Here is a 23975-nt window from a genome sequence, read left to right as displayed (position 1 = left end):
ATGGGAAAATCTGCCAAGCCGACCGCGCACGCCGCGATACTACGCGACATTGCAGCACCGCTAACGATTGAGCCTGTCTTGCTCGGCGAGATCGCCCCGGGAGAAATTCAGGTGCGCCTGGTCGCAACAGGCATCTGTCATACTGATCTGATAGTGATAGCAGGCATGCTACCGGTTCCAAGGCCAGTTATACTTGGTCACGAAGGCGCAGGGATCGTCGAGGTTGTAGGCAGCGCGGTGTCGCATCTTGCGCCAGGAGATCATGTAGTTCTCTCCTTCGGATCTTGCGGTGACTGCCCCGCATGCGCTTCATGTACACCCAGTTATTGCGTAGAGTTTACGAGCCGCAACTTCAGCTGCGCGCGGCCTGATGGAACGACCGGGATCGATGCATCCGAACGCATTCACACTCATTTTTTCAGTCAATCATCCTTCAGCAGCCAGATCCTGTGCCCGGCCCGCAACGCAATCAAAATGCCCAAGGAGATAGGCCTTGCCGGTCTTGCGCCTTTGGGCTGCGGTATCTTGACCGGCGCGGGTGCGATCCTCAATGCCTTGAAGGTAACAGCTGGCGCATCGGTTGCCATCATCGGGGCGGGCGCGGTTGGCCTTAGCGCCGTAATGGCCTGTGTTCTGGTAGGGGCGACGTCAATCGTTGTAGTCGACCGAATTACCGACCGCCTGATGCTAGCCGCCGAATTTGGTGCGACAGGGACAATCGACACATCTAGCGTGGCGTTGGAAGAGGCCTTCGACGCAGTCAAAGCAAGCGGTTTCGACTATGTCCTCGACACATCAGGGGTGCCCTTCCTGATCGAGACGGCCATTCGTGCGCTCGCGATTAGAGGCAAGCTCGGACTTGTGGCACCGGGGCCAGATTTTACCATGCCGGTGATGTCCCTTATCGGCGGCGGCCGTGAAGTGCGCGGGATTATCGAGGGTGACGCTGATCCGGCCGAGCTGCTGCCACGTCTCCTTGCCTGGCACCGTGAAGGTATTTTCCCTTTCGATCGCATGATCCGTTTCTACCCCTTCGACAAGATCAATGAGGCAATAGCCGATGCTGTCGCAGGCACCGTTATCAAGCCGGTTCTTCGCTTCGACGACTATAGCGCTCTATGAACCGAGGTTGCGTTTCTGTACCTCAACAAATCAGCTGCGACCGAAACAGGCCCGGCGATAGGCCGTGGCGGGCCTTGAAGCGGCGGTAAAAATGACTTTCATCTGAGAATCCGCAGCGCCAGGCGATCTCCCCGATTGCAAGCTGAGCCAGTTTTGGATCGCGCAGCATCTGCGCTGCCATATGCAGGCGGATGGCAATGAGTTCCCCACCATAGGTCGTATCGTTTTGGGCAAAAAGCTTGTGCATATAGCGGGTCGAGACCTTCAGCATGCGCGCGAAAAGATCTGCATCGATGGTTCGGTCGAAGGCATGCTTTTCCAGCATATCTCGGGCATGCTGGTACGAGCGCTCAGACAGTGGAATCGAAGGGAGGTGGGATTGGCTGGCGATGCTCAGGATGCCAATCAACTGATCCACATAGTTGCGAGACAAGGCCGGTGATACGGTGCCGCTGTCATGGTAAATAGCGCGTGAAACTGCGGCGAGCGCCGCGCCCCACGGCGTGTCGCCGGCAAAAAGGTGTCCCAGAAGATCGCTCGGCCGCAGGATCGATTGGTCGATCAGATAATTGGGAATATGAAAGGACAGACTTCGACATCCCGGTGATGTCCAGAGCCGGTAAGGAATGCGGCTATCTACCAGGAATGTGTCACCACTCCGAATGTTGATGTCCTGATTGAGTGTCTGAACCCGGCCTTTGCCATCAAGGAAGGTGACAAGCTCATATTGGGTAAGGTCGCTGCGGCCTATTGCGGTGCGGGTGCGTGCTATCTTTTGTTCGAAACTTTGCGAAATGGCGCTTAGTTTAAAATCCTGAAACTGGAATTGCTCCAGTCTCGCCTCGACGGGCTCGTCTCCCTCAATCGTGAGATCCATCTCGAAGATCGCTTCACATATCGTGCCCGTCCAGTAGCCACGTGCAGCCGGTTTCGCTACGCTGTCTGTCGACCAGATCTGTGTCGGCCGCATCATCCCCTCCATTTTTATCGGATCATAGCCCATCGCCCGTCCTGTGCCAATGGAAGGCACGAGCATAGCGTATGGTAGTTCCGCGATACCGAATGCTGGCGCCCGCTCTTGATCAAGCATGTCCGAGTGGACGCTATTCCTCAGGCGCCACGAAAATTTTCAGGCCTTCAAGCTCGTCATGATAGACAATCTGACAGGACAGGCGGGAATTTGCGGTGCGAAACGGCGAGCTGTCGAGCAAATCATCTTCGTCGCTGCCAAGTGCTGGCAAGGACTCTGTGAAGGCTGGATCGACATAGATATGGCAGGTGGCGCACGAGCAGCACCCCCCGCATAGAGCCAGCACCTCGTCGAACCCTGCATCGCGCAGAAGTTCCATCAAGGACATGCCGGTCTGTCCCGCTATAATCTGTTCCTTGCCATCGCGGTCGGTAACAATGAGAGTCAAGTTCCAAGCCTTTCCGATTGTCCCAAGCTTGCTGCCGGGCGTAAGGTCATTCTGCAGCGACCGTGCTCAGGACAGGCGGCGACATCTCGGCCTTGATTAACCGATCTAGCAAGCGCCGGGCCCTTATCGCTCCGCCATCATCGCGCAGGATGATGGGGCGCTTCGACCAAAAATCCGCTTTGCCCATGCGCCGCTGCACCGCCTCGATCAGAGGGCGATCTTCGTCTTCGAAGGCCTGCGTGGTGGCCTGACGCACGATATCTCCAGCCTCAGCAAACGCTGGATGGAGCGTAAGGCCCCAAAAATAATGCGACGTGGTGGCCGTTTCGGGTGTGACGAAATGCCCTTGTAAGGTGCCGATCGCTTCTGACATAGGCGCCCCCGTGCGCTTGACGCCGGTATCCAGCTTGAGTGCCGAAGCAGGCATCCAGTGCATCTTCATCCACGTGTCGACCTGACACGGTTCTCCATCGAACATTGGCAGGAAATGGTCGGCGATTGGGACATTCTCGCCATACCAGATTGATGAGACGCAGTTACCATCCTGCTGCGCAGAATAGGCACCATGCAGGCTTAAATCCTGAGCAATACTGTTGCGATGGACATAATCGAGGTGGCTAAGGTCGAGCAGGTTATCATTCTCAAGCTCGTAATTAGCGTTGAGATAAGTAGTGCCATAGAATTTTAGCCGAACAGGATTGTCGAAGAAGGGATAGTCCACAATCTCGTCTGCATCCGCCTTGTTCGGATCACCCATCCAGATCCAAAGGATATTTTGCCTTTCGATCAATGGAAACGTACGCAGACAAGGTCCTTCGCGACCGCGATCGGAGTAGCGTGCGTCGATACACATGCCTTGCGTATTGAACTTCAAACCATGGTACGGACAAACCATATCGTCGCCTTCCCGATGCCCCATAGAGAGCGGGGCGAAGCGGTGGGGGCATTCATCCTTGATGGCGACCGGGATTCCCGCTTGTGTCCGGTACAGCAATACTGGAATATCAAGCATGGTCCTTACTATCAATTGATCGCCCAGATCATGCGCCCAGCCTGCACAATACCAGCTATTATAGAGATACGGATTGCGTTGCGTTTCGCTGATGTCACCATTTGTCATTGTAAACCTTCCTCCCAAAAACATGTCCAAGTCCTCGCTCAACGGGGCACTAGCTCGACAGGCAACGTCCGCCACGACGAGATGGCGTTGGTGATGAACGGCTCCGGTTCGCCGGCAGGGAGGATCTTTGCGACGCGGTCGGCCAGCATGCCCAGCAGAATGTCAGCCTCCATCCGCGAGACCATTTGTCCTGCGCAGCCATGAATACCAACGCCAAAGGCCAAATGACCGTTGGGCTTACGCGCGATGTCAAAGCGATCGGGGTCCGGAAACTTCTCCGGGTCGCGATTGGCTGCCCGCATTCCAACTCCAATCCGGTCGCCCGTCTTGAGCCGGACGCCCTCAAGCTCCATGTCATGCGCGACAACGCGGTGCAGGACCTGCACAGAGACATTGTAGCGAAGGATTTCTTCGAAAGCATCACGGGCTCGCGATGGATCATCATGCAAAAGCGACCATTGATCGGGATGATCGAGGAAATTCCGTATCCCGTTGATCAGCGAATAGGTTGTGGAATCAACCGAAGCGCTCAGAAAGATACGTGTGAGCAGCTCCGCCTCACCCTCCGTGATGGCACCTGTATCCGCTGATTTGAAGATTTCAGCGGCAAGACCATCAGGGGCCAGCGCCTCGCGACGCATCGATTGCGCTACCCACTCCAGCGTCCCAGCATCTCGAGCGCGATCCAGGCTCTGCTGGGTCCGGGCATTAGGTGGACCTGGCAGATTGAGTGTCAGTTCACCATAGATCAGGAGTTGCTCTCGATTATCCTTTGGCAACCCGATCGAATTTGCCATCCCATTAATGACAAATGGCGATATCACGTCATTTGCAAGATCGACGAAGCGCTTTTCAATTGCTTTCGAGACAAGTTCTTCTGCCCGTTCTTCGAATTCAATGCGCATCCGCTTCATCGCCGCAGGCGATAGAAGGCGCGAAATGATTGAGCGGTATTTGTCATGCTCGGGAGGATCAGTTTCAAGAAGCAGACTGGGGGTGCGGGTTCGGGAATATTCTGCCGCATCGCGGATGCCGATACCGCGCGCCGACGAAAAGTCTTGCCAGGACTGGAATATCTTCCGTCCCGTCGCCCAATGTGCAACATAGAAAGTGCCAGTGCTGGGGATCCACACAACTGGTCCTGCTTCGCGAATGCGCCTATGGAGGGGCACTGGATTGAGCATGGCTTCGTCGGAGTAAAGATCCACATCCACAATCGGTGCGCCAGAGAAATGCCGTTCTTCAACGATATCGTGAATATCGGTTTCCATCATGTTCATGCCTTATCATCCAAGGGGCTTAAGCGGCTTGCACGCTAAGGCGCGAAAGCAGGATATTTAAATCTTCGTCCGGGGGTACATATGTTCCCGACAAAGCATCGTAATTGCCGCCAAGCAACTGGGTGACGCGCGCGCCGCACGCATCTAGGCCCTGCTGGGCATTGTCCTCGCTTGCCTGTGTGCGAAGCATGTCGACAAAGAATCCGAGATGGGCTTGTGCGTCTGGGTTGTTCATGCCCTCACGGGCCATATCGGTGGAGACAAAGCCTGGATCCATGGCAAAAGCACGAACGCCCTGCGTCCTATTTTCCACATCGACGATCCGCGCCAGCCGCGTCTGGACAAGTTTGCCGATAGCATAGGGCGAGAAGTTCGGAATCACCATGTCGTGCGCGCGTGAGGTTATGATGACAATTCGCCCGGATGCACGGGCGATCATACCAGGTAGAAGGCGGCTAAGATAAAGCATCGGCGCAAGCTGATGAAGCTTCTGCGCTTCCCACCACAGATCGATATCCATTCCCGCGACCGGTCCATAAGGCCAGCCAACCCCGGCGTTGTTAACAAAGGCTGTGATCGGACCAAAAATGGCTTCGACCGCGTCGATCGATCGCTGCACATCCGCCGCGATCGTTACATCTCCAGCAATGGCGAGCGCCTTACCGTCATTGCCGTTAATGGCGGCTGCGACTTTTTCCACATCGGCCCTGCGCCGAGCGACCAGTCCGACTGAGGCGCCCGCAGCCGCCAGATGCAGCGCAATCGCTTCGCCAAAACCACGTCCTGCTCCTGTAACAAGCGCCACTTGCCCCGCAAGAGGTAGATCCATCCGAGCCATAATATCGATCCTTCACCCTTGCAGTTTCTAATTGCCGCTTCTTCTGGACATTGAGACGCACCCTCTCAGAACGGCACCAACTCGACAGGCAGGCTTTCCAGCGCTCTCAATGTGTTGTTGAGCCGCCGCGTTTGCGGCCCCCTAGGCCGAATTTCGGCAATTCTGGCCAGCAGGGCTTCGAGAATTACCTCTGCTTCCTGGCGGGCGACCATCTGGCCAAGGCACTGATGGATGCCAAACCCAAAGGCCAGGTGTCCACTTGTCGTCCGCGTGATGTCGAAGCTGTCTGGTTTATCCCATCGACGCGGGTCGCGGTTGGCAGCAGCCAGGAAGAGCAGCACCTTGGAATCTGCTGGAAGGATGTTCTCGCCAATTTCCACAGCATGCGTGGTTGTGCGAAAGAATGTCTGCACCGTGGAATCCCAACGGAGGGACTCTTCGAAGCATTTTTTTGCGAGCGAAGGATTAGCGTGCAGTCGCTGCCACTGGTCTGGATGCGCGGTAAGGGCGGCAAGCATGTTACCGATCCCGTTTACCGTAGTATCCACGCCTGCTGACAGAAATGACCGAACCAGTCGCCCCGCCTCCTCCTCGTTGCACAGCCCTTGGTCTGCCGCACGATACACACTCGCACCCCAGCCATCCGGCGCAAGGTTCTCACGCTGGCAGGCCTTTGCTACCCAAGCGATCGCTGGCCTAGCGCGCTCTTCGGTCTCAAGGAACAGGCCATTGCGCGGACCAAAGGCATTGAAAGTGGCCGCGGCATAATCCAACAGCAAATGCCGCCCCTCTATTGGGAGGCCGATCATGTCGGGAAATATCATCATCGGAAAGAGTTCGGCCAAGCCTCGGATTAGATCGACCGTGCGCTCCCTTACCAGCCTATCTACCAGCATCTCGGCCTTTTCACGCCACATAGGCCGTAGTGCCTTGATAACCGGCAGGGAGACGACCTTGTTCATCAACCCCCTAGTACGATCATGCACCGGCGGATCGGTCTCGAGTAGAAGTGAAGGGAGCCGCCAGGGTGTTTCAACGGAAAAGTCTGAGAGACCTACACCTCGCCCTGAACAGTAAGTTGCGTGATCCCGCAGCGCACGCATCACATCTGCATGACGTGCCATGCCATAGAGGCCATATTTTTCGATGTAGAAAAGTGGTCCCGCATCGCGCATGCTTGAGTGCATTTCATAAGGCGCAGCCAAATTCTCCCGCGCGAAAATATCTTGTTTCACGTACGGAACGAACCTCGAGTCAGGCAAAGAGGCCGAACGGGGCTGCACTATTTTCTCGCACGGAGTCGCCATCGACCGCATCCTCACCCTGCATCATCCTTTTGGACTGTTTTTTCACGAGATGGCCTCGTGAGGCCGCCCCGGGACTGCTAAGAGTGTCATACGCCTTTTAATTGTGATGTCAATTTAGGAATCGACGTTGACCAAGCCTACCTCGAAGCTCGATCTGGAAACCTTCGCACCCTTCTACTGGACAGCTATCAGCAATCGATGGACCGCAGATTCGTCTCGCCTCTATCTCGAACGCTTCGGTATCGGGATTGTGGAATGGCGCGTGTTGACGGCGTTGGCTGACGTAGAGGGTGTGACATCCCTGGAAGCTGCGCGCCTCGCCGCGCTTGATACCGGGGCGGCTAATCGCGCCATGAATCAACTTAGAGAAAAAAATCTGGTGGCACCCAAGGAAGGCAAATTTGAACGTCGTAGCAAGCCATTTGAAATGACCACGGCGGGCGTTGCTCTCTACGAGAAGATCAAACCTCTGGCCCAAGCCCGCATCGATTACCTTATGTCCGACCTCGACGATGACGAGCGTCGCCGCTTTCTCGATGCGCTTAGGGCGATTTATAGGCGCACTGCTGACCTATCTGACCGTTGAATTGAAACACAGGAGGATGTTACCGCCACCTCTCAGATGTAAAAGACAAAGAATCGCTGCAGTTCTGAAATTGGATTTCTAGCACGTCCGACCCAGCCAGCCATCTTGGTAGCTGACCGCCCACTCTGCACCAAACCCAGCCTTGAGATGCGCGTCCGATTTATACATATTGTGTCGCCATAGTACCGCGCGATGGATACCAGCATGTACTTTCTGACGCAAAGCAACGTGTCTCGGCATCCTCTGCTAGCGGAGGATGCCGTCCCCTACTATCAAAACGGTGAGTTCGATCATAATCAAATTATGACCTACGAGAGACCCATTGGCGGACTGATTTCGTTCATCCTGGCTACCAGAATTTGTGTATATTTCGTAATAGTGCTCGAATACCACATCCCTACTGCAACTTGCGGTTTTTGACGGAGAGCGTCCGCTTCCCGGCACTCTTCTAGTCAACCTGCGGCTGCTACTCGGCTTAGCCCAGCGAGACGCCTAGCTTCTTGCGGCGGGGCATGGTCGGCTTACCACCCCCCATTGCTTCTACTACAAGAGTCGTAACCGACTGTTTGTCAACAGCTTGCTCCGCCTTGGCTGCTGATCGATCCTGCTCCTTATCCTTGGCCGAGGGGGGTCGTCTTGGCAGCTGGATCAAGGGCTTTTGCAGAAGCAGCTTTATTTCCGGGCGCGATCCTGGCCTTCTTCTTTTCGACGGTGGCCACTGACGCGTCCGGCGCGGCCTTCACTTTCCTTGCATCTTGCCTTGCTGGCTTAGATGGCGCTGCCGCGGACTTCCTGGTGTCGGCGTTCGTTCTGCCCCTTGTACTGCGAACCCGCGTCTTGACGGGCACCTCCCCAGCGGCAATCTTTGCCATATCACCGGTTTGCGAGGCCGTTGCCACAGCGTACATGGTGCTAGCGGAAACTGATGAGGTTTTGTTTGCTGGCGTAGCTGCTACAGCGACTGCAGGTGCTACTAGCGCGGCTTTTGCCAGCTTCGTCCGCGATCCGCCAAGGCCAAGCTTCTCGGCCACGGCGCGTCTTGCGGCAGAATATTCCGCCGCAACCATCGGATAATCTTTTGGCAGCTTGTAGCGGTTCCGATAGTCCTGCGGTGTCAAGCCATGGCTGGCAAGATGTCGTTTGAGCGTTTTGTAAGGCCGGCCGTCAATCAGACTGATGATATGCGCCGACGAGGCGAGGCTCTTACGCACCGACACTGCTGGCGTGAACGTCTCGGGTTCAATAACCAGCGGCGCGCCACCGCCCGTCAAAGCGTCCTGTGTCGACTGAATGAGCGACGCAAGGTCTTCGCTGGAGACGCTGTTGTTTGCAACTTAGGCGCTCAACAACTGGACTGTCAGGCTAGCAATGTCAGGCTGCTTTATCTGCGGGATATCGGGTTGCTCAACATCTGCCACGGTCATCCTTCGGGTTGATCTACGAGCCATATCTGTATTGTAGGAACGGAAAAGTAAATTGTTCTCAAAGAGGATCAGGAGTCGGAGGCAGATCGCGCCTCAACGCTTATAGGTAACGGAAATATCCGATCCGACCTCTACTAGCTGGCACCGTGGCGACCTCAGAACTAACGGTGCGATCCTCGCCATGTTTCCTCTAACGGTTGATATAAACAAGACCGTTCTATTCATCCTTCTCCGTATCTCGATAGAGTCACTACTTGACAGTTATCTGTCAATAATCCATGACCTTGGCCTCAATGACAGATGTCCGCCATGCGCCGGGCACAAGCAGCGGAGAGAATGAATGTTCACAAGATGCCCGAAGCTGAGCTCTGTCGCTGCCGTGATTGTCTTTTGCCTAATGAGCAATGCCCGTGCCGCTCCCGCTAAGGAGACAGGGCGATATGAGTGGGTGACATTGGGCACAGCAGGTGGCCCGGTGGCACAACCAGGTCGCAACGAGCCAGCCAATCTGGTGGTAAGAGGCGGTGAGGCGCATCTGGTTGATGCAGGCGACGGCGCAATGACCGCTGTTGTTGAAGCGGGCACCGATTACCGCGCTCTGCGATCAGTCTGGATCAGCCACATTCACTTCGATCATCTTGGCGGTCTCTACGCAGTACTGGGACTGCGGCTCCAGACACGCGCAGTGGGGCCTCTTTCTATTTATGGTCCACCAGGAATGCGCGAGATTGTAAACGGCCTGCTGGCGGCGATGCGTCCTAGCGCGCGATCGGGCTTCGGCGTCCCGGGCGAAGTCGCCATAGATCCGGCAGCCGGTATCACAGTGGTCGAGCTGAAGGACGGCGATATCATAGAGCGTGACGGCTTGAAGGTAACGATTGCTGCGAACTCTCACTATAGTTTTGCAGAAGGCAGTGCGGAAGAGAAATATTTTCGGTCCTATTCCTTTAGATTTGATCTCGCGGATCGTTCGATTGTCTATACCGGCGATACCGGTCCTAGCGATAAGGTGATAAATCTCGCGCGGGGCGCGGATTTACTGGTAACGGAGATGGTCGATCTGGACGGTATAAAAGCGACTATGACGCGCTACGCCAAACATATGTCGGCCAAGGAGATAGACGTAGCCACGCAGCATCTCACGTCCCACCATCTCACCACGGCCGATATTTCGGCCATGGCGGCTCGCGCAGGCGTCAAGGCGGTGGTGGTCACCCACATCGCGGGGGGTAATTCCAAAGATGCTTACGCCAGCGATCGATATGCAGCAGAGATTGGAAAGACTTTCCGAGGTCCGGTGCACATTGCCAAGGATCTCGAACGCTTCTGAAAGGACTTCTGAGGCATAGCTTCCATACCCCGCCTACGCAGATGGGCCGACGTAGCGAATGTTGTTCTACCGCTTTGGAAGCACTAAACGTCGTCCTGACCCGGCTTGCATCCCGCCCTGATATTGAGCTTTTCTTGAATGCCTCCGTGGTGCTCGTGCCCCATTGGGATACCATACCGTCCTCGGCCAGCCATTCGTTCGTGGGTAAGTCGGCCGTAAGGCGAGCTGGGTCGGTCCAGTGTTCATGCGCGTAACCAAATAGGCGGACTAGTAATCGTAGATTTGTGACCCCATGAGATGGCGCCCCAAGCTCCAGAGATGGTCATAGCGACCTAGCCGTTTAGGATGGTGGTAGCCGGAAAGTACAGCGCCGAAATCAAACATTTTGAAAGTGGATATGTCGCAGGCCGACCGTGTTCGATTTGATCACGAGGACAGTATGGTGATCGACATGCTCATCTTCTTGCCTCAGCCCAATAACGCTTCGGGCATGTATCTCCTCTTCTAACCCATCGCGAATATGGTCTAACATGATCGTACCAAGCGTATTGACGAACCAAGCGACAGCTTGCATCACATCTGGGTTCAACGGCACCACATGCGGCAGGCGCTACCCCGTGCGGAATGACAGCGATAAATTCGCAAAGTTCATTTTTGCGAGCCACCGGTTTTAACCGGTGTTGATCTGTGATCTCTTTACCGCAATCAGCTCCGCCGCCTCGATATCATATCCATTGGGCACTCCTAGCCTACCGATAATAGGTCTGCTCACCGACCGCGATCCGGCGCCACGCCTCCGATGTGCTGGTTCCTGCGCCAGAACCATCTCGACTTCACGCGGCTTACTATGATCTCCTCCGGCCTGTCCTTCTTGCTTGGCATTAAAATTCCCTTCGTGACCCAGACTATCTTAGTCTCTGGGCCACTCCGCAGGGGAATTCAGTTCAATAATGTCGCCCATCTGGAGCAAATCACTACACCATCAATAGTTGTCTGCTGTTCAGGCCTTCCTCAATCAGATGTTCTCATGTTGCCACCACGTTAATAATTTTTGGCTGCGGCGCGCTTGTCTCAAAACGAACGGAGAAAACCTGCGGGATCAATGCCCCGCCAGATACACACGCGCGTGAGGCCGATAGCCAGCAGAACGCCAAACAAGGCTGCTTTCCCGACAACAGCCATAAAATTGACAAGCAGCTTTACCCCGCTCTTTTCGCCTAAGGCTAACTCACGCAACAATCAGGCAACACAAATGCCATCGACCCCGACTGTCTGGAAAAGATGGGGCATTGCGACGGCCGAGGAGGGGTAAGCTGACAGCTTTTCGCGAAACTCCGGATTGTGGAAAGCGGCGCGAAAATGATCGGTCGATTGCCAGATAGCGTAGTTGAGATAGGCGGGACTGGCGCCCACGGCCCGATGCAATTGCGTCGAGATGAAACCCGGCTGGCGCTTCATGACGGTCGCATCGTCCTTCCAGGCCTCGAGAAAAACATCTTCATCCTGCTCCTCAAGCAGGAAAAGATTGATCAGAATGACCGGAGCGGCAGCGATACCGATCTGCTTTTCGATCGGAAAGGCAGGATCCATAGAGCGATATTGTGGCATGATGAACGACTCCCGTTCGAAGCTTGACAGATTGGCACCCCCCCTAGATAGATTATTGACACCATTATGTCAACATGACACCATGGTTACATATGAACGAGCATCCTCACACTCCCAAAGGCGACATGTTTACCAATCTGTTGCTTGCGATGTTCCGTGCGACAAATCTGACATTGGCCTGGGGTGACCGCCTTGTCGCGCCCATGGGTCTAACAAGTGCGCGATGGCAGATACTTGGTACAATCGTTGCTGCAGAGAAGCCGCAATCGGTCGCATGGCTGGCACGCGATCTTGGCGCAAATCGCCAGAATGTTCAGCGTATTGTGAACGACCTGTTGAAAGATAACATCGTCACTTTTGAACCCAACCCCCATCATCGGCGCTCACAACTGGTGAAGCTCACTAACGAAGGGCGCCGTCGGTACGAGACGGCGCTGCTGGCCTATTATCCCCAGGTTGCCCACCTGGCTGCACACCTGACGCTATCGGACCTTGAAGCCGCGCAGCGTGTCATGGCATCGCTCATAGGGAAGCTGCAACGGCAGGGCTCATCCGACTCCCCGGACTGATCGGCGGTAGGCCGCCCGGGGGAAGCCATTCATTGATGGTCTACCGGATTGATAGCAAGTTGAGCGAGGCTCTGGGCCATTTTTTCTTTTCCTCGTTCGCAATGGATAGCCGCCGGGCTTGCAGAAAAGCATAGGCGACATTCGTCGTCACCACGCAGTGTATATTAAGCCCAGTCGTCGATCACCCTCGAGTGATCGAGACGAAGCTCTTCATCGAGTTGCTGATGGGCCTGCTCGCAGATCCATCGGACCATGGATCCCTTGATTTCTACAGCCTTTTACTTGATCGGTATGTCGGCAGGCAGGTTGAACTGATGCGGTGGATGCCTCCCTTCATAGGGCATCGTGTGATGCTCAGTAGCGCCATGGCGGCGCATGAGCGCGGAGCATATGGCAGATGCACATATGCTGTCTCAACTTGGCAAAGCGCAGCTTCCAGGTCGGTGCGACTGATCGAGCAGGGTCGCGTGTGGATGCCTCCCAGATTGCAAGGCGATTTTCTGATTTTGCTCGGCAGAGCGCTTCATCGCTCGTGTGTCAGGCCTATGGTGTGGCTTGCTGACGCCACGGGCGGTTATGCAGTTCGAACGATCTGGGCCACATCGGTTCAGCGAGCTGGTTCGCTCTCGCCCCGGGACTGGTTAGCCGCATCGTGAACATTGTAATCCTTGCCGCATAGTATCAGTTATGGCGCGGCGATCTGGATGAGAAGTTTCCGTCAATCAGGATGAGAACTGATCGTCGCGGTTTTCAAGTGGTGCCTGCTTTGATTGACGCTGGCAAGCGCTACTCGCAGGTGCGATTGTCGCTGCGCGACATTTCCTCGTTGGACTTGATTGTCGCGAAGGTCGGTGGCCGACCAGCGCGTGATTGCCGTTGGATCGCCGAGCGGCGGCGGTAGCTCTCGACATTCATCTCGAAGATTGTCGCGTGGTGAACGAGGCGATCCACGGCGGCGAGCGTCATGGCAGGATCGGGGAATACCCGGTTCCATTCACCAAAAGGCTGGTTGGCGGTGATGAGCGTGGAACGCCGTTCGTACCGTGCGCTGATCAACTCGAACAGGACGGACGTTTCAGCCTGATCCTTGGTCACGTAGGCGAGGTCATCGAGGATCAGCAGGTGATATTTGTCGAGTTTGGCTATCGCGGCTTCGAGCGCCAGTTCACGGCGGGCAACCTGAAGTTTCTGGACCAGATCGGAGGTGCGGGTAAACAGGACGTGCCAGCCATTTTCGATCAACGCAAGGCCGATTGCGGCAGCCAGATGGGTTTTACCCCCACCCGGTGGACCAAAGAAGATGAGGTTGGCGCCTTTTTCGAGCCAGCCATCACCAGAACACAGCGCCGTCACCCGGGCGCGGGAGATCATTGGCACTGCATCGAAGGCGAAGCTGTCGAGAGTCTTGCCAGGTGGCAGGCGGGCTTCGCCCAGATGCCTTTCGATCCGGCGTCGGTCCCGTTCTGCGATCTCATGCTCAGCGAGCGCCGCAAGCAGGCGGGCCCCAGGCCAGCCTTCCTTGTCTGCCCGCGTGGTAAAGTCGGGCCAGATCAGTTTGATTGCTGGCAGGCGCAGGTCGTTGAGGATGAGGCTCAGACGCTGGGCGTCGATAGCGGGTGCGTTCCGGCTCATGCGGCTTCTCCCGCCAGGAGAAGATCATAGGTGACCAGGAGGACCAGTTCCACCACCACGTCGGGAAGCGCCGCCGGATCGGGAGCGAAGCGTATTCGCAAGGCATCCATGTCGGGGAGACGGTTAGCAGCCACGTCGGCTGCCAGCAGTTCCGCGAGTTCGGCCTCGCTGGCTCTTTCGTGCGCCATTGCCAACAGTTCTACCATCTGCCGACAAGCGATCCGTTCAGGCAATGCGGCGATGAGCCGGTCGAAGGTCTGACGATAAGGCTCCCTTGGGAAGAGCTGGTCACGATAAACCAACTTCAGGAGCGCCATGGGTTTGCGCCGCAGGCTATGGATGACGTGCCGATAATCGAGCACATGCCCGTGGGAGCCGTTATTGAACGACCGCCCCCGCGACAATGTCATGAGGTGAGTGCCGCCGATGAACAGATTGAGGCGATCATCGTAAAGCCGAACGCGCAGCCGATGCCCGATCAGCCGTGAGGGCACGGTATAGAACACCTTGCGAGGCGTGAAGCTGCTGGTGGAGGTGACCGTGACGATCGTCTCCTCATAATCGCTGGTGCGCGCGCCAGGCAGGGGCTGCAATACCGCACGCTCGGCGTCTATGCGTGGGCCGTTGCGCCGGTTCTTGCGGCTGACGACTTCGTCGATGAAGTGCCGGTAACTCGCCAGTTCATCGAAGTCTCGCGAACCACGCATCAGCAGCGCGTCCTTTATTGCTGCCTTCAAATGCCCGTGCGGGCTCTCGATCCCGCCATTCTCATGGGCAACGCCGCGGTTGTTGCGCGTCGGCGTCATGCCATAATGTTCGCACAGCGCGTCATATCGCAGCGTCAGATCTTGCCGGGCATCGGCGTCCAAGTTGCGGAACGCGGCCGACAGGCTATCGCTGCGATGCTCAACCGGGGCACCGCCGACGGCCCACAGGGCGTTTTGCAACCCTTCTGCAAGCGCGACATAGCTCTCGCCGCCCAAAATGACATGGACGTGTTCGAAGCCCGACCATATCAGCCGAAAATGGTAGAGGCGATGATCGAGCGGCACGCCGACGATCGTTACGTGCTCATCGCTCATCTCGGTGAAGTCCGACAGGCCAAGCCGTCCCGGTTCATGCACCTGCCGGAAGATCACTTCCTGCTCAGGACCATGGATCGCCCGCCATGTTCGGATCCTTCGCTCCAATGTGCGCCGGATGCGCCCATCAAGCTTAGGGTGACGGCGACATATCTCCTCGAAAATCGCCACTGACCGCAAACCAGGCGCAGCCTGGAGCATGGGAACAACATCCTAGTCGAAGATCCCGGCTAACGGGTCCGGGCGTCGCCGTTCTCGCTGGACCTGCCTTTGCGAGGGAAGCCGAGGATCTCCCTCGATGCGATATGCGGTCGCCGTGCTGATACCAGCCTTGGCGGCGGCAATCGGAACGGCATGGGTATGTCGGAGCTTCATGTAGAGCCTCATCTGATGATCGTTGACGTGGCGGCCCGGCATGAACGACATCCCCTCTCGCGAAGTTATGCCTTTGAATACCGGACCGGCCGCAACCATCAGAAACGCCCCGGAAAGGGCGACATCGCCACCTGCTGACCCGGCTCCGGGCTACGCCCTACGCCGCATCAGCAGGTGGCGATTCTCATCTTGATTGACGCTGCTCTCTCATCCTGATTGTCGCGCGGCAAGCTACGCCATGCCAAACGGTAGTCTTCTTCGCGGGTCATCATCGCCCAGATTGTTCGCGCCATTTTATTTGCCAGTGCGACGGCAACCACCATCCTGGTCCTGCGAGCCATCATGCGTTCCAACCAGTTGTCGGGGAGAACGCCTTTGCGCACGATCCATCTTCGTCGCGCAGGCTTCCATAGCCACAATACTGCGGGGCTGCTCCCTAAGCAGTGCCTCCAGTTTGGACCGGGAGATTGTCCGATTATATAGAACCGACACTGCTCGATCAGTCGCACAGACCTGGAAGCTGCGCTTGGCCAGGTCGATCGACAGCATATGTGCATTTGCCATATACTCCTCCTTCATGCGCCGCCATGGCGCTACTGAGCATCATACGATGCCGGATGAAGGGAGGCATCCACCGCATCAGTTCAGGTCGGTAAATTGTATTCTCGCTCGTCATTGGACCAGGCACGGCGACCATCCAGACCTCATGACCGGCCATATGCTGCGCTCTCGAGACGCAGATGCGTTGGAGTGCGCCAGTATCGTGGAAACCAGAGACTGGCAATTAGCGCACTTGCCCAGAGACGGTGCATGGTGAGCAGCAACGCAGATCGTAGACTTGCCTTTCTTTGGCTCGGCCGTGTCGTCAATGGTCAGCCACGCATGGGCTCGCCAAACACAGCGTTAGCATGGCCCCACCGCGCGACTTCCAACGGAGAGGTGTTCCACTTTCCAGTGCCGATGAAGTAATAGAGGCGATCATAACTAAATGCATCGACTGAACGCTTTTCCGTTCTTGCGGCCGATCAAGCCAGCGATGTAAGTTTAACACGTCGTCCGTTGGGTATTAAGCTCGATTGTGGAAAGAAAAGGCACAAGCCAATCACCAAGATCCTTGATCCAGTCTATAGCCATGACCAGCTCCCCAAAACCATGACTATGTATAATTTCAGCCCCCCCGCGCAGGCATTCCAAAAACACAATTTGCCAAAATGGTGCTGAATATTGCTTCTACAGAAAATCCTGTATCACACTGCTAGCTTCACCATTTAACCAACTCGACATATGATGACAGCGTCACCGCAGAAACCTATCACACGCTGGCGGTAGCCGCCATGCACGCCAGCGTCGCTATTGCGACAATGGTCCGAACAAGATGAAACACACGCCAGTTATCTCTCATCTTCAATGCATTTTCTGGTATCTGCCCCTCTGGCAGCTTACGGAACTGCGTGTTCATAGGTTCGGCAATGACAACAGACCCAACAATTACGAGAGCCATCAGGAATACGCTGGCACCGGCAAGATACCGTACTCCTCCGTCGCTCAGAATGGCGACCGAGAGCGCCGATATGCCCGATATCCCGCCCAGGATCGGCATCATCGGATCTACACGCAAAACAGAGCGGCGGAAATCTACCGAGAATTGGTCCATAGGCATCCGCCGCCATAGATTGGTTCGTTCTACCGCGAAAATGAGGATACCGCCCGCCCACAACCCGCCAAACACGAGCATGACCCAGACGCTAAGTTGCACGGTTGACATATTTCTTCCCCATCCCGCCTACCGGCCGTTGCGACCAACAAGGCTTGCACATCGAACTTTTGGCTCTTCCCGAGCAGAGCTATCTATCACATTCTCACAGGTCAACAGGTAGCCTACATAATATCTTTGGATCGGCGATTCAATCGCTATCGGTGCGTGCCTCCATAGGGATGTGTTTGCGGTGTTTCTTCCGGGCGTGCACCGGCGCATCGATGAGGAACGCTTATTCAGGAGTGGAACTCATCTAAGCCAAAACCGCTGCAAAATCGGCTCGATGAAGGGGGCCGTGACATGCGGTGACGGCGTTTCTTCAATTAATGAAAGCTGTGCTTTAGAGCATACGATGTTGGTCACAGCCGCTAGATCCATTCGGACATTACATCGGGAGCCTTGTAAATTGCGGCATCTTTTCGATTCCAGACTTCCAAGGCTATCCGGCAGCGGTATGGATCAGCTGAATGCCCCCCATAAGTCTAAGAGGCTTCTGATTGGGGCCCCTTGGGTCAATGAGCTGCTGCCGGTTTGGCGGACACCAAGATAAGCTCATTCAAGCTACACCAGCTTCCCGTTCGAAGTCGATGGGGCTGAGATGCCCAAGGTCGAGTGTCGGCGTGTCGGATTATAGAATCTCTCGATATAATCGAACACATCGGCTCGGGCTTGGTATCGCGATCGGTAGACCTTCCTCCTGATCCGCTCGGTTTTGAGGGATGAGAAGAAACTTTCCATCCCGGCATTATCCCAACAGTTGACGGACCGGCTCATGGAACAGGTGACGCCATTGTCCTTCATCAGGCGCTGGAACCGCTCACTGGTATATTGGGCGGATTCAACCGGTCGTCGCAACACCCTTTAGAAGGAGGTTGCAATGAAGGTTCACAAGCGTGCTTCGGATCGCTGTACGCGCAGCAAGCTGCGTTCACCTGGCCATCCGCCCGGATAGCAGCGTGAGAACGTCTGCTGCTTCTGGCAAGCGATCGCTTGTGGCAGATCGAGCGAGGACGCTGCAATGGATGCGGGCGTTTCAGCACCGGTTGGCGTGCGCTGGTTTCGGGGAGCAGGAGGTATGCCGCCAACCCATGTATCGCCATCAGCAAAGCCGACCATCTGGCGTTATCTGACATTTTCCGAGCGCGAAGATATAGCGATTGAAGTGGCCAGGGGAACCGGCATCAACGCCATCGCCCGTAAGCTTGGGCGATCACCGAGTACGATCTCGCGCGAGTTGAAGCGTAATGCTGCCACGAGAAGCGGCAGCTTGATACTGGCGCACTCTGACACCTCGCTTCTCTTTGCGCCGATTTTTACCGTGCACTTCTTCAACAGCGCCGCACTTGCGATGACCGTCGGGCTTATCTGCGCAAATGCTGTGCCGCCGCGTCTCACGGGCACAGTATCTGGCCTGGTCGTCCGCACGTGCTAGATTTTCGGCGGGGTGCCGGTTCCGATGATATCGTCATGGTGCATCGGCCGGCCGAGCAGCGCGCAGGTCAACTTGGCATCTCCGACCACGCTGACCGGTCCTCGCGCTTCACCGTCCGAACCTTCCGCGCCACACAAAATAAAACGATAAATGATTGGGCAGCGGCGCCATGTTATCGATCGAATTGGGCCGCCGGAATAGGCGGGCGGATCGCGGCCAGTGTTCGGGGCAACTGGTCGAATGGACCTTTGCTTGGCTTTACCGATGCCCCGCCCAAGCTTAAAAAAGGTCCGTCATCTTGTCTATCGCTTTGACCCGCATCGCCTCAATCCGGATGCTCATTTGCCGAACGTAAGATATTGTTAAACCTTAAAAATTGGATGGATGTCCGCCGTCCATAGGCTCACCATAGGCTAAATTTTGATCTCTAAAACGGTGCTCTCTTGAAACGGCCTTGCCCACTAAAATACAATACTGTATTGTGCGCGCTACAACCGTTGATCGACTACAGGACGACCATGCTCTATCGCATTTCACCGTTGATCCTGCTTTCCATCGCCTCCGCCGCACAGGCGCAGTCCGATACGTCTCCCCAAATCCGGCATGTGCAGACCCCAACCGGCCCTATTGATTACAAAGCTTTGTGGTCTCAAATCATATTGAAGGATATCAGCGGACTGCCGCAGGCAAGCATATCGACTATCAGCCATGAGCGCAGCGGCTTAGTCGCCGCGAAACGGCGGGTCATTTTTATTTTTGGCGGCGGCCCGAGCGCCGCTAGTATGCCATTGAACTTTGGCCTGATTGGCCCGGAAGATCACCTGGAGGAGGAGCCCAGCCCTTTGTTGAGCCAATCGACACGCGACCGGATGGGACGGCAAAACCAACGCGTTTGGTACCCAATCCGGATACGCTACTCGACATCGCTAATTTAGTGATGATTAACCCGGTCGGCACCGGTTTCAGCCGCGAACTGTACCCTGGAGGCGGCCAGACCTTCTGGAGCGTTCAGGGCCACGTCGAATCGGTTGAGCGCTTGATACGAACTTGGCTCGCCGATTACGGTCGCAGCGGTTCCCTGATCTATATTGCCGGTAAAAGCTATGGCGGTTATCTGGCCGGCTTCCTGGCCTCGACCCTCAGCGATCTGGACGTCCGTGGCGTTTTTCTCCTGTCTCCCGGGATCGCACTGAGTGATTATGTGACAGCGCTTCACAAGCGGTCTGGACTTCCTCCGGCGGACCAGGACCGCGTCGCGCAGCATGTGTCGAAGATCATCGGCCTGCCCATAAGCTTTATCGCCGATGCAAATCTGCGGGTCAATTCCCAGACCTTCCTCGAAAAGTTGGTCCCCGGAACGATCGTCGGCAGGCTTGACAGTCGAGCAGCGGGAAATGTGCCCACCGTCAAGGATCCGGCCCGCGACGCAGCACAAGATGATCCATCGCTGGGCCTCGAAGGAGGAAATGTCCGAATTTCGAAGCCGGTGGCCGATCATTTCCGCGAAATGGGTGCGAAGGCGCCCGGCGATTATATCGTCCTGACGCTGGATTTGAATTTCCGCTGGGACTGGCGACCCCATGCGACATCCTGGGACGCCAATCTGGCGCTCGACGCGGCGCCCGCCTATGCCTGCTTCACGGCTGCTCTGCTTAAAGCCCACATAGTGATCGCGGCTGCCCATAATGATTTCCCGGTAACTCCAACACTCGCGCCCTACAGCTTCGCGCACAGCTGCGTGCCGCTGGATCGCGTTGATTTCAGCTATTATGACGCCGGTCACACGATTTCCGACGACCCCGCCGCCCGCAAGCTTCTGGTATGCGACATTCGCAGTTTCATCGGCGGGCAGTAATCCCTTGGCGCGCCCTCCCGTCTCATTCGGCGCTGAGTTGAACCGAACGTGGGAGGGAGAATTGTTCGGTGAGGCGCTGATGCGTCATCTGAGGGCCGCTCTGTCCGACGCGCCGGACCATGAGACTGAACTCGAGGCGATCGGCCGCGTGGAATATCTAATGGGGCTGGCGATCGCCGACGCATTACCCGGGCGGGATAAACTAGGTACCCGACGCGCTGCGGACGCCCGCGCTGCGGAAGTGGCGTCGCGGTTCACGGATTGGCGGAGCTTCGTTCTCGCCAGCCTTCCCGCTTTGGTTGCGCCCCTTGAGCGGTTCCGGCAGATGGAAATTGCAGCTCCCCGGGCCCTTAAAGATCTTATGCGGCTGTTGACGGTTCACGAAGAGATGCTGGCACAGTATCTGGAACGGTCGGCGGCAGGAACGGCAGCACCTGACAATGATGCGCTGGCCGGGATCGAAAATGCGCTCCGCGCTTATCTAGTCTCGCACGATATTCCGGATGATTTTCAGAATTTAGCAGAGAAGGGGCAGCCATTTTGAAACGGAACGCAATATTCCTCTCGTCGGCAATCTTGACTAGCCCCGCAATCGTTTTGTCTCCCTCTCCGGCCATGGCCCCATGATCGGCAGTCGGCTTTGACAGCAAGACCAGCCCAGATGGCAAGGGCCCTGTCGAGTTATGTCGAGGTCGATGCCGTGATGGTGCGCAAGCTAGAGACGGTCATGGTGCCGAGCAAAGGCGTTAGCGATACGCAGGCCTATGTCGATTCATCGTTGCAGAACCAGACGGTGATCGCGGATGGATTGAAGCAGGGCTTGGCCCCAGCAGCCATATCGGACAAGTCGAAGGCCGTTCCGCAATTCGACATGGACCAGTTCGGAATCGTTGACGTCCAAGGCCGTATTACGGCGGTTTCGGGTCTGAAATTGCGCCGAGACGCGCAGGATCGCACCGAACATATGCCGGGCAATACGGTGACAGGAGCGACCGTACCTGCCATGACGGCCGCATTAAAGCAGGTGCGAGGTGCTTTGGCCGACCGCGCTGTGGCCGCCCTTGAAGCTGGGAAGCGCGCGGGTGGCGACACGCGGTGCAAATGCCTCGATGCGACGCCGGGTCAAGCCGAGCCCTGCAATCATCGCCATTCCAAGTTCGCCTATCTGGTTATCGCGGACTCCAACACGCCAGTGCGGAGGATTTGTCCGATCAGATTTCTCCGTTCAGCTTTATGTGTCGCCTCTAGGGGTGGGAGCGGATGCGATTGAACCGGGAAAGGGCGAAAGCCTGAATTCGGTCCAGACATTGCGGCTGCGCTATGACGCTTGGCGCAAGCAGTCGAGGCGCTGATAAACCCGCTTCATTCCAGACGGCTTTCGGCTTCCGCCTCCCGGATGCCTGCAAGCATGAACCGCGCGGCGATTAGGAAGATCAGCGCGGAGAGCAGATAGAGCGGCGGGACGAGGAAGAAGGCGTACCGCAAAGAATCATCCCCGAATCGCGCCTTGAGCAAATCGCTTGTCCCGCCGATCAATAACGGCCCTAGCCCCAATCCCAGCAGATTGACGGCAAAGGTCAATATGGCCGTGGCCGTGGCCCGCGAGCGAGCGCCCGCCAGCGCCTGTATCGCCGCATAGCTCGGGCCGAGATAGAGACCGCAGGCGGTCGACGGAACGATGAGCAAAGTCAGCGCCCAACGGAAATCGGAGGTGAGAAAGATCAGCGCACTGCCAGCTGCGACCAGCGTGCAGGCAAGCGCAGGCAGCCATGTCAGCCAGCGCCGGTCGCGACGGATCAACCGATCACTGACGAGCCCGCCTAACAATGTGCCAGCCAGCAGCGGCAGGCCTTGATACAGGGTCAGCAACATTCCCACCTCCGCCGGAGACTTGCCGAAGCTGCGGACGAAATAGGAAGGAAGCCAAAGAAACAGGCTATATTCGCCAAGCCCAAGAGCAACCATTGCCGGTATCAACAGGGCGAAGGAGCGCCGCTTAAACAGGCGGCGAACGACCAGAACCAGCGGCGGCGGAGCTACATTCACCGGAGACAACCCCTCCGAATGTCCCCGTGGCGGATCCTTGACGATCAGCAGCAGCAAAAGCGCCACCGGCAAGCCCAGCGAGCCGAGAACCAGAAACGCGCCCCGCCAACCGATATGCGTTTCCAACTGCCCTGCCACCATCGGGGCGAGCGCGGTGCCAAGCGCGCCGCCAAGGCTGAAGATCGCGAGCGCAGTGCCCCGCCGCTCGATCGAAAAGGCGTCGCCGACAATCGCATGAGCAGGCGGCACGGCCCCAGACTCGCCGCTGCCGACCAGCATGCGGGCGAGGAAGAAGGACACGAAAGTTCCCGCCACCCCGCATAGCGCCGTGCCGAGGCTCCAGATCAGGATCGCGCCGAGCAGAACATGCATGCGATTGCAGTGTTCGGCCAGACGAGCAACTGGAATGGCCAGCGTGGAATAAAGCAGCGCAAAAGCCGCTCCAGTGAGAAGGCCGATCTGTGTGTCCGACAACCCCAAATCCTGCTTGATCGGCTCAAGCAGGATGGAAAGCGCATAGCGATCCAGATAGTTCACGAAAATGAACAATGTCAGTACGAACAGCACGGGACGTGCGGGAAAGTTGCCTGTCATTACAATGAAACGCCGGACATGGGTAAGTGGTTGGACATTGAGCTGATCTCGTCACTAGATTAGGAAATCAACGATACACCTATGTCTCGTTAACTCAATAAGAAAGGCGTGGGCGCCGTCATTTGCCGTCAAGTCGGACGAAACCCACGCCATTTTCAATCCGAATCGCGGTGCCGTACCATCGCGACCGTTTCTCCACTTCGCGCAAGTTTCTTGCGGCTTCGGGTACGGTCGCCAGTTATGGAAGCCCCCTTGCAGCGCGTGCGGACGATCATCCAGCGCCTCCGCCAGGAAAATCCGATCTAATTTGATGCAATATGGCTTTCTAGCGCGATATAATGACGTGGCGACGATGCTGTCAAACCAGTGAATGGCCCGGCTTTTGTCGCATCCAAAGAACAGGCCGCCGAGGCCTTAGAATATAAGACACGCATGGTAGACCTTAATTTCCTGAACTAGGTCAGCACGATCACCAACAAAGCATAGACTCAAGTGTCGATTTCGTTATCGTAAAAGAATATCAGAATCAGCGGGCGCGAGACTATTACCCTGGACGAGATGATCCTGACCGCCATTGACAGTTCGATGCGCGTGAATGGTG

At 56.4% G+C, this 23975-nt stretch carries 21 protein-coding genes and 5 pseudogenes; 9 read left to right on the top strand and 17 right to left on the bottom strand.

The genetic code is table 11. The features are described 5' to 3' along the window. Positions 1-1122 (top strand): NAD(P)-dependent alcohol dehydrogenase, encoded by a 1122-nt coding sequence (locus tag BMY84_RS24955; RefSeq protein ID WP_093087528.1) that lies wholly within the window; start codon positions 1-3, stop codon positions 1120-1122. A 22-nt stretch (positions 1123-1144) separates the two neighbouring features. Here the strand turns inward: BMY84_RS24955 and BMY84_RS24950 are convergent, their stop codons facing one another. From BMY84_RS24950 to BMY84_RS24925, 6 genes are all read right to left on the bottom strand, one after another. Next, entirely contained in the window at positions 1145-2125 is a 981-nt protein-coding gene (locus tag BMY84_RS24950) for an AraC family transcriptional regulator (protein ID WP_177204191.1), read from the bottom strand. Positions 2126-2225: 100 nt separating this feature from the next. Continuing rightward, entirely contained in the window at positions 2226-2540 is a 315-nt protein-coding gene (locus BMY84_RS24945; RefSeq protein ID WP_256215432.1) for a 2Fe-2S iron-sulfur cluster-binding protein, read from the bottom strand. A gap of 46 nt (positions 2541-2586) precedes the next feature. Beyond that, positions 2587-3660 carry an aromatic ring-hydroxylating dioxygenase subunit alpha gene (locus BMY84_RS24940; RefSeq protein WP_177204190.1) on the bottom strand — a complete coding sequence of 358 codons (1074 nt, stop codon included), beginning with the start codon at positions 3658-3660 and terminating at the stop codon, positions 2587-2589. A 38-nt stretch (positions 3661-3698) separates the two neighbouring features. Then, on the bottom strand, positions 3699-4940 hold the full coding sequence (locus tag BMY84_RS24935; protein ID WP_093087523.1) for a cytochrome P450: 1242 nt from the start codon (positions 4938-4940) through the stop codon (positions 3699-3701). Between the two features lie 19 nt (positions 4941-4959). Beyond that, positions 4960-5778, bottom strand: coding sequence for an SDR family NAD(P)-dependent oxidoreductase (locus tag BMY84_RS24930; RefSeq protein WP_093087521.1), 819 nt, complete (start codon positions 5776-5778; stop codon positions 4960-4962). A gap of 65 nt (positions 5779-5843) precedes the next feature. Then, the gene (locus tag BMY84_RS24925; RefSeq protein ID WP_218147026.1) at positions 5844-7013 is read right to left on the bottom strand and encodes a cytochrome P450; all 1170 of its coding nucleotides are present in this window, start codon (positions 7011-7013) and stop codon (positions 5844-5846) included. 199 nt (positions 7014-7212) lie between these two features. On the opposite strand from BMY84_RS24925, the gene BMY84_RS24920 reads away from it, so the two are divergent. Then, positions 7213-7671 (top strand): MarR family winged helix-turn-helix transcriptional regulator, encoded by a 459-nt coding sequence (locus BMY84_RS24920; RefSeq protein WP_093087519.1) that lies wholly within the window; start codon positions 7213-7215, stop codon positions 7669-7671. Between the two features lie 611 nt (positions 7672-8282). On the opposite strand, the gene BMY84_RS24910 is transcribed toward BMY84_RS24920, so the two are convergent. Further along, positions 8283-8963, bottom strand: a complete 681-nt coding sequence (locus BMY84_RS24910; RefSeq protein ID WP_371262449.1) for a MucR family transcriptional regulator — start codon at positions 8961-8963, stop codon at positions 8283-8285. A 607-nt stretch (positions 8964-9570) separates the two neighbouring features. Here BMY84_RS24910 and BMY84_RS24905 point away from each other — a divergent pair. Next, a complete protein-coding gene (locus BMY84_RS24905; RefSeq protein WP_177204189.1) occupies positions 9571-10425 on the top strand; it encodes an MBL fold metallo-hydrolase in 855 nt (284 codons plus the stop codon). 752 nt (positions 10426-11177) lie between these two features. Here the strand turns inward: BMY84_RS24905 and BMY84_RS30915 are convergent. After that, a pseudogene (locus tag BMY84_RS30915) lies at positions 11178-11307 on the bottom strand (IS3 family transposase); the annotation flags it as partial. Between the two features lie 357 nt (positions 11308-11664). Then, positions 11665-12033, bottom strand: coding sequence for an antibiotic biosynthesis monooxygenase family protein (locus BMY84_RS24900; RefSeq protein WP_093087514.1), 369 nt, complete (start codon positions 12031-12033; stop codon positions 11665-11667). A gap of 125 nt (positions 12034-12158) precedes the next feature. Between BMY84_RS24900 and BMY84_RS24895 the strand changes: the two genes are divergently transcribed. Continuing rightward, complete coding sequence (locus tag BMY84_RS24895; RefSeq protein ID WP_218147025.1) at positions 12159-12602, top strand: MarR family winged helix-turn-helix transcriptional regulator; 444 nt, start codon at positions 12159-12161, stop codon at positions 12600-12602. 82 nt (positions 12603-12684) lie between these two features. On the opposite strand, the pseudogene BMY84_RS30650 reads toward BMY84_RS24895, so the two are convergent. The 7 genes and pseudogenes from BMY84_RS30650 to BMY84_RS24865 all read right to left on the bottom strand — a co-directional run. Beyond that, positions 12685-12850 (bottom strand): annotated as a pseudogene (locus BMY84_RS30650) (IS701 family transposase); the annotation flags it as partial. A gap of 538 nt (positions 12851-13388) precedes the next feature. After that, a complete protein-coding gene (gene istB / locus BMY84_RS24890; protein WP_093087511.1) occupies positions 13389-14234 on the bottom strand; it encodes an IS21-like element helper ATPase IstB in 846 nt (281 codons plus the stop codon). Continuing rightward, positions 14231-15703 (bottom strand): annotated as a pseudogene (istA, locus tag BMY84_RS24885) (IS21 family transposase). Before istA ends, istB begins: the two are co-directional and overlap by 4 nt. A gap of 155 nt (positions 15704-15858) precedes the next feature. Next, positions 15859-16074 carry a hypothetical protein gene (locus BMY84_RS29450; protein ID WP_177204188.1) on the bottom strand — a complete coding sequence of 72 codons (216 nt, stop codon included), beginning with the start codon at positions 16072-16074 and terminating at the stop codon, positions 15859-15861. A 289-nt stretch (positions 16075-16363) separates the two neighbouring features. Beyond that, entirely contained in the window at positions 16364-16567 is a 204-nt protein-coding gene (locus BMY84_RS30910) for a transposase (protein WP_093087546.1), read from the bottom strand. 436 nt (positions 16568-17003) lie between these two features. Then, positions 17004-17456 carry an anthrone oxygenase family protein gene (locus tag BMY84_RS24870; RefSeq protein WP_093087508.1) on the bottom strand — a complete coding sequence of 151 codons (453 nt, stop codon included), beginning with the start codon at positions 17454-17456 and terminating at the stop codon, positions 17004-17006. A gap of 547 nt (positions 17457-18003) precedes the next feature. Then, positions 18004-18281 (bottom strand): annotated as a pseudogene (locus BMY84_RS24865) (IS3 family transposase); the annotation flags it as partial. 139 nt (positions 18282-18420) lie between these two features. On the opposite strand from BMY84_RS24865, the pseudogene BMY84_RS30645 reads away from it, so the two are divergent. The 5 genes and pseudogenes from BMY84_RS30645 to BMY84_RS24840 form a co-directional block, all read left to right on the top strand. After that, positions 18421-18717: pseudogene (locus tag BMY84_RS30645) on the top strand (helix-turn-helix domain-containing protein); the annotation flags it as partial. Positions 18718-19397: 680 nt separating this feature from the next. Then, entirely contained in the window at positions 19398-19814 is a 417-nt protein-coding gene (locus BMY84_RS24855; RefSeq protein ID WP_093087505.1) for a hypothetical protein, read from the top strand. Further along, positions 19772-20734, top strand: coding sequence for a hypothetical protein (locus BMY84_RS24850; protein WP_143075156.1), 963 nt, complete (start codon positions 19772-19774; stop codon positions 20732-20734). The genes BMY84_RS24855 and BMY84_RS24850 overlap by 43 nt, the downstream gene beginning before the upstream one ends. 61 nt (positions 20735-20795) lie before the next feature. Continuing rightward, positions 20796-21278, top strand: coding sequence for a hypothetical protein (locus BMY84_RS24845; RefSeq protein ID WP_093087501.1), 483 nt, complete (start codon positions 20796-20798; stop codon positions 21276-21278). Between the two features lie 159 nt (positions 21279-21437). Continuing rightward, positions 21438-22004: a DUF1028 domain-containing protein gene (locus BMY84_RS24840; protein ID WP_256215435.1), complete on the top strand. Its 567-nt coding sequence runs from the start codon at positions 21438-21440 to the stop codon at positions 22002-22004. Between the two features lie 92 nt (positions 22005-22096). Here BMY84_RS24840 and BMY84_RS24835 read toward each other — a convergent pair whose 3' ends face one another. Next, entirely contained in the window at positions 22097-23374 is a 1278-nt protein-coding gene (locus tag BMY84_RS24835) for a spinster family MFS transporter (RefSeq protein ID WP_093087498.1), read from the bottom strand. Between the last annotated feature and the right edge of the window lie 601 nt (positions 23375-23975).

Source organism: Sphingobium sp. AP50 (assembly GCF_900109095.1).
GTDB lineage: Bacteria > Pseudomonadota > Alphaproteobacteria > Sphingomonadales > Sphingomonadaceae > Sphingobium.
The sequence above is the reverse complement of the archived record's forward strand: the minus strand, read 5'-3'. Positions and strand labels throughout refer to the sequence as shown.

Excerpts from the sequence above, each read along its gene's own strand:
- BMY84_RS24840 (WP_256215435.1), top strand. The coding sequence starts at position 21,438 with ATGGTGCGCAAGCTAGAGACGGTCATGGTGCCGAGCAAAGGCGTTAGC.
- istB (WP_093087511.1), bottom strand. The coding sequence starts at position 14,234 with ATGAGCCGGAACGCACCCGCTATCGACGCCCAGCGTCTGAGCCTCATC.
- BMY84_RS24950 (WP_177204191.1), bottom strand. The coding sequence starts at position 2,125 with ATGGGCTATGATCCGATAAAAATGGAGGGGATGATGCGGCCGACACAG.
- BMY84_RS24930 (WP_093087521.1), bottom strand. The coding sequence starts at position 5,778 with ATGGCTCGGATGGATCTACCTCTTGCGGGGCAAGTGGCGCTTGTTACA.
- BMY84_RS24835 (WP_093087498.1), bottom strand. The coding sequence starts at position 23,374 with ATGACAGGCAACTTTCCCGCACGTCCCGTGCTGTTCGTACTGACATTG.
- BMY84_RS24895 (WP_218147025.1), top strand. The coding sequence starts at position 12,159 with ATGTTTACCAATCTGTTGCTTGCGATGTTCCGTGCGACAAATCTGACA.
- BMY84_RS24900 (WP_093087514.1), bottom strand. The coding sequence starts at position 12,033 with ATGCCACAATATCGCTCTATGGATCCTGCCTTTCCGATCGAAAAGCAG.
- BMY84_RS24935 (WP_093087523.1), bottom strand. The coding sequence starts at position 4,940 with ATGAACATGATGGAAACCGATATTCACGATATCGTTGAAGAACGGCAT.
- BMY84_RS24855 (WP_093087505.1), top strand. The coding sequence starts at position 19,398 with ATGCTCTATCGCATTTCACCGTTGATCCTGCTTTCCATCGCCTCCGCC.
- BMY84_RS24870 (WP_093087508.1), bottom strand. The coding sequence starts at position 17,456 with ATGTCAACCGTGCAACTTAGCGTCTGGGTCATGCTCGTGTTTGGCGGG.
- BMY84_RS24940 (WP_177204190.1), bottom strand. The coding sequence starts at position 3,660 with ATGACAAATGGTGACATCAGCGAAACGCAACGCAATCCGTATCTCTAT.
- BMY84_RS24955 (WP_093087528.1), top strand. The coding sequence starts at position 1 with ATGGGAAAATCTGCCAAGCCGACCGCGCACGCCGCGATACTACGCGAC.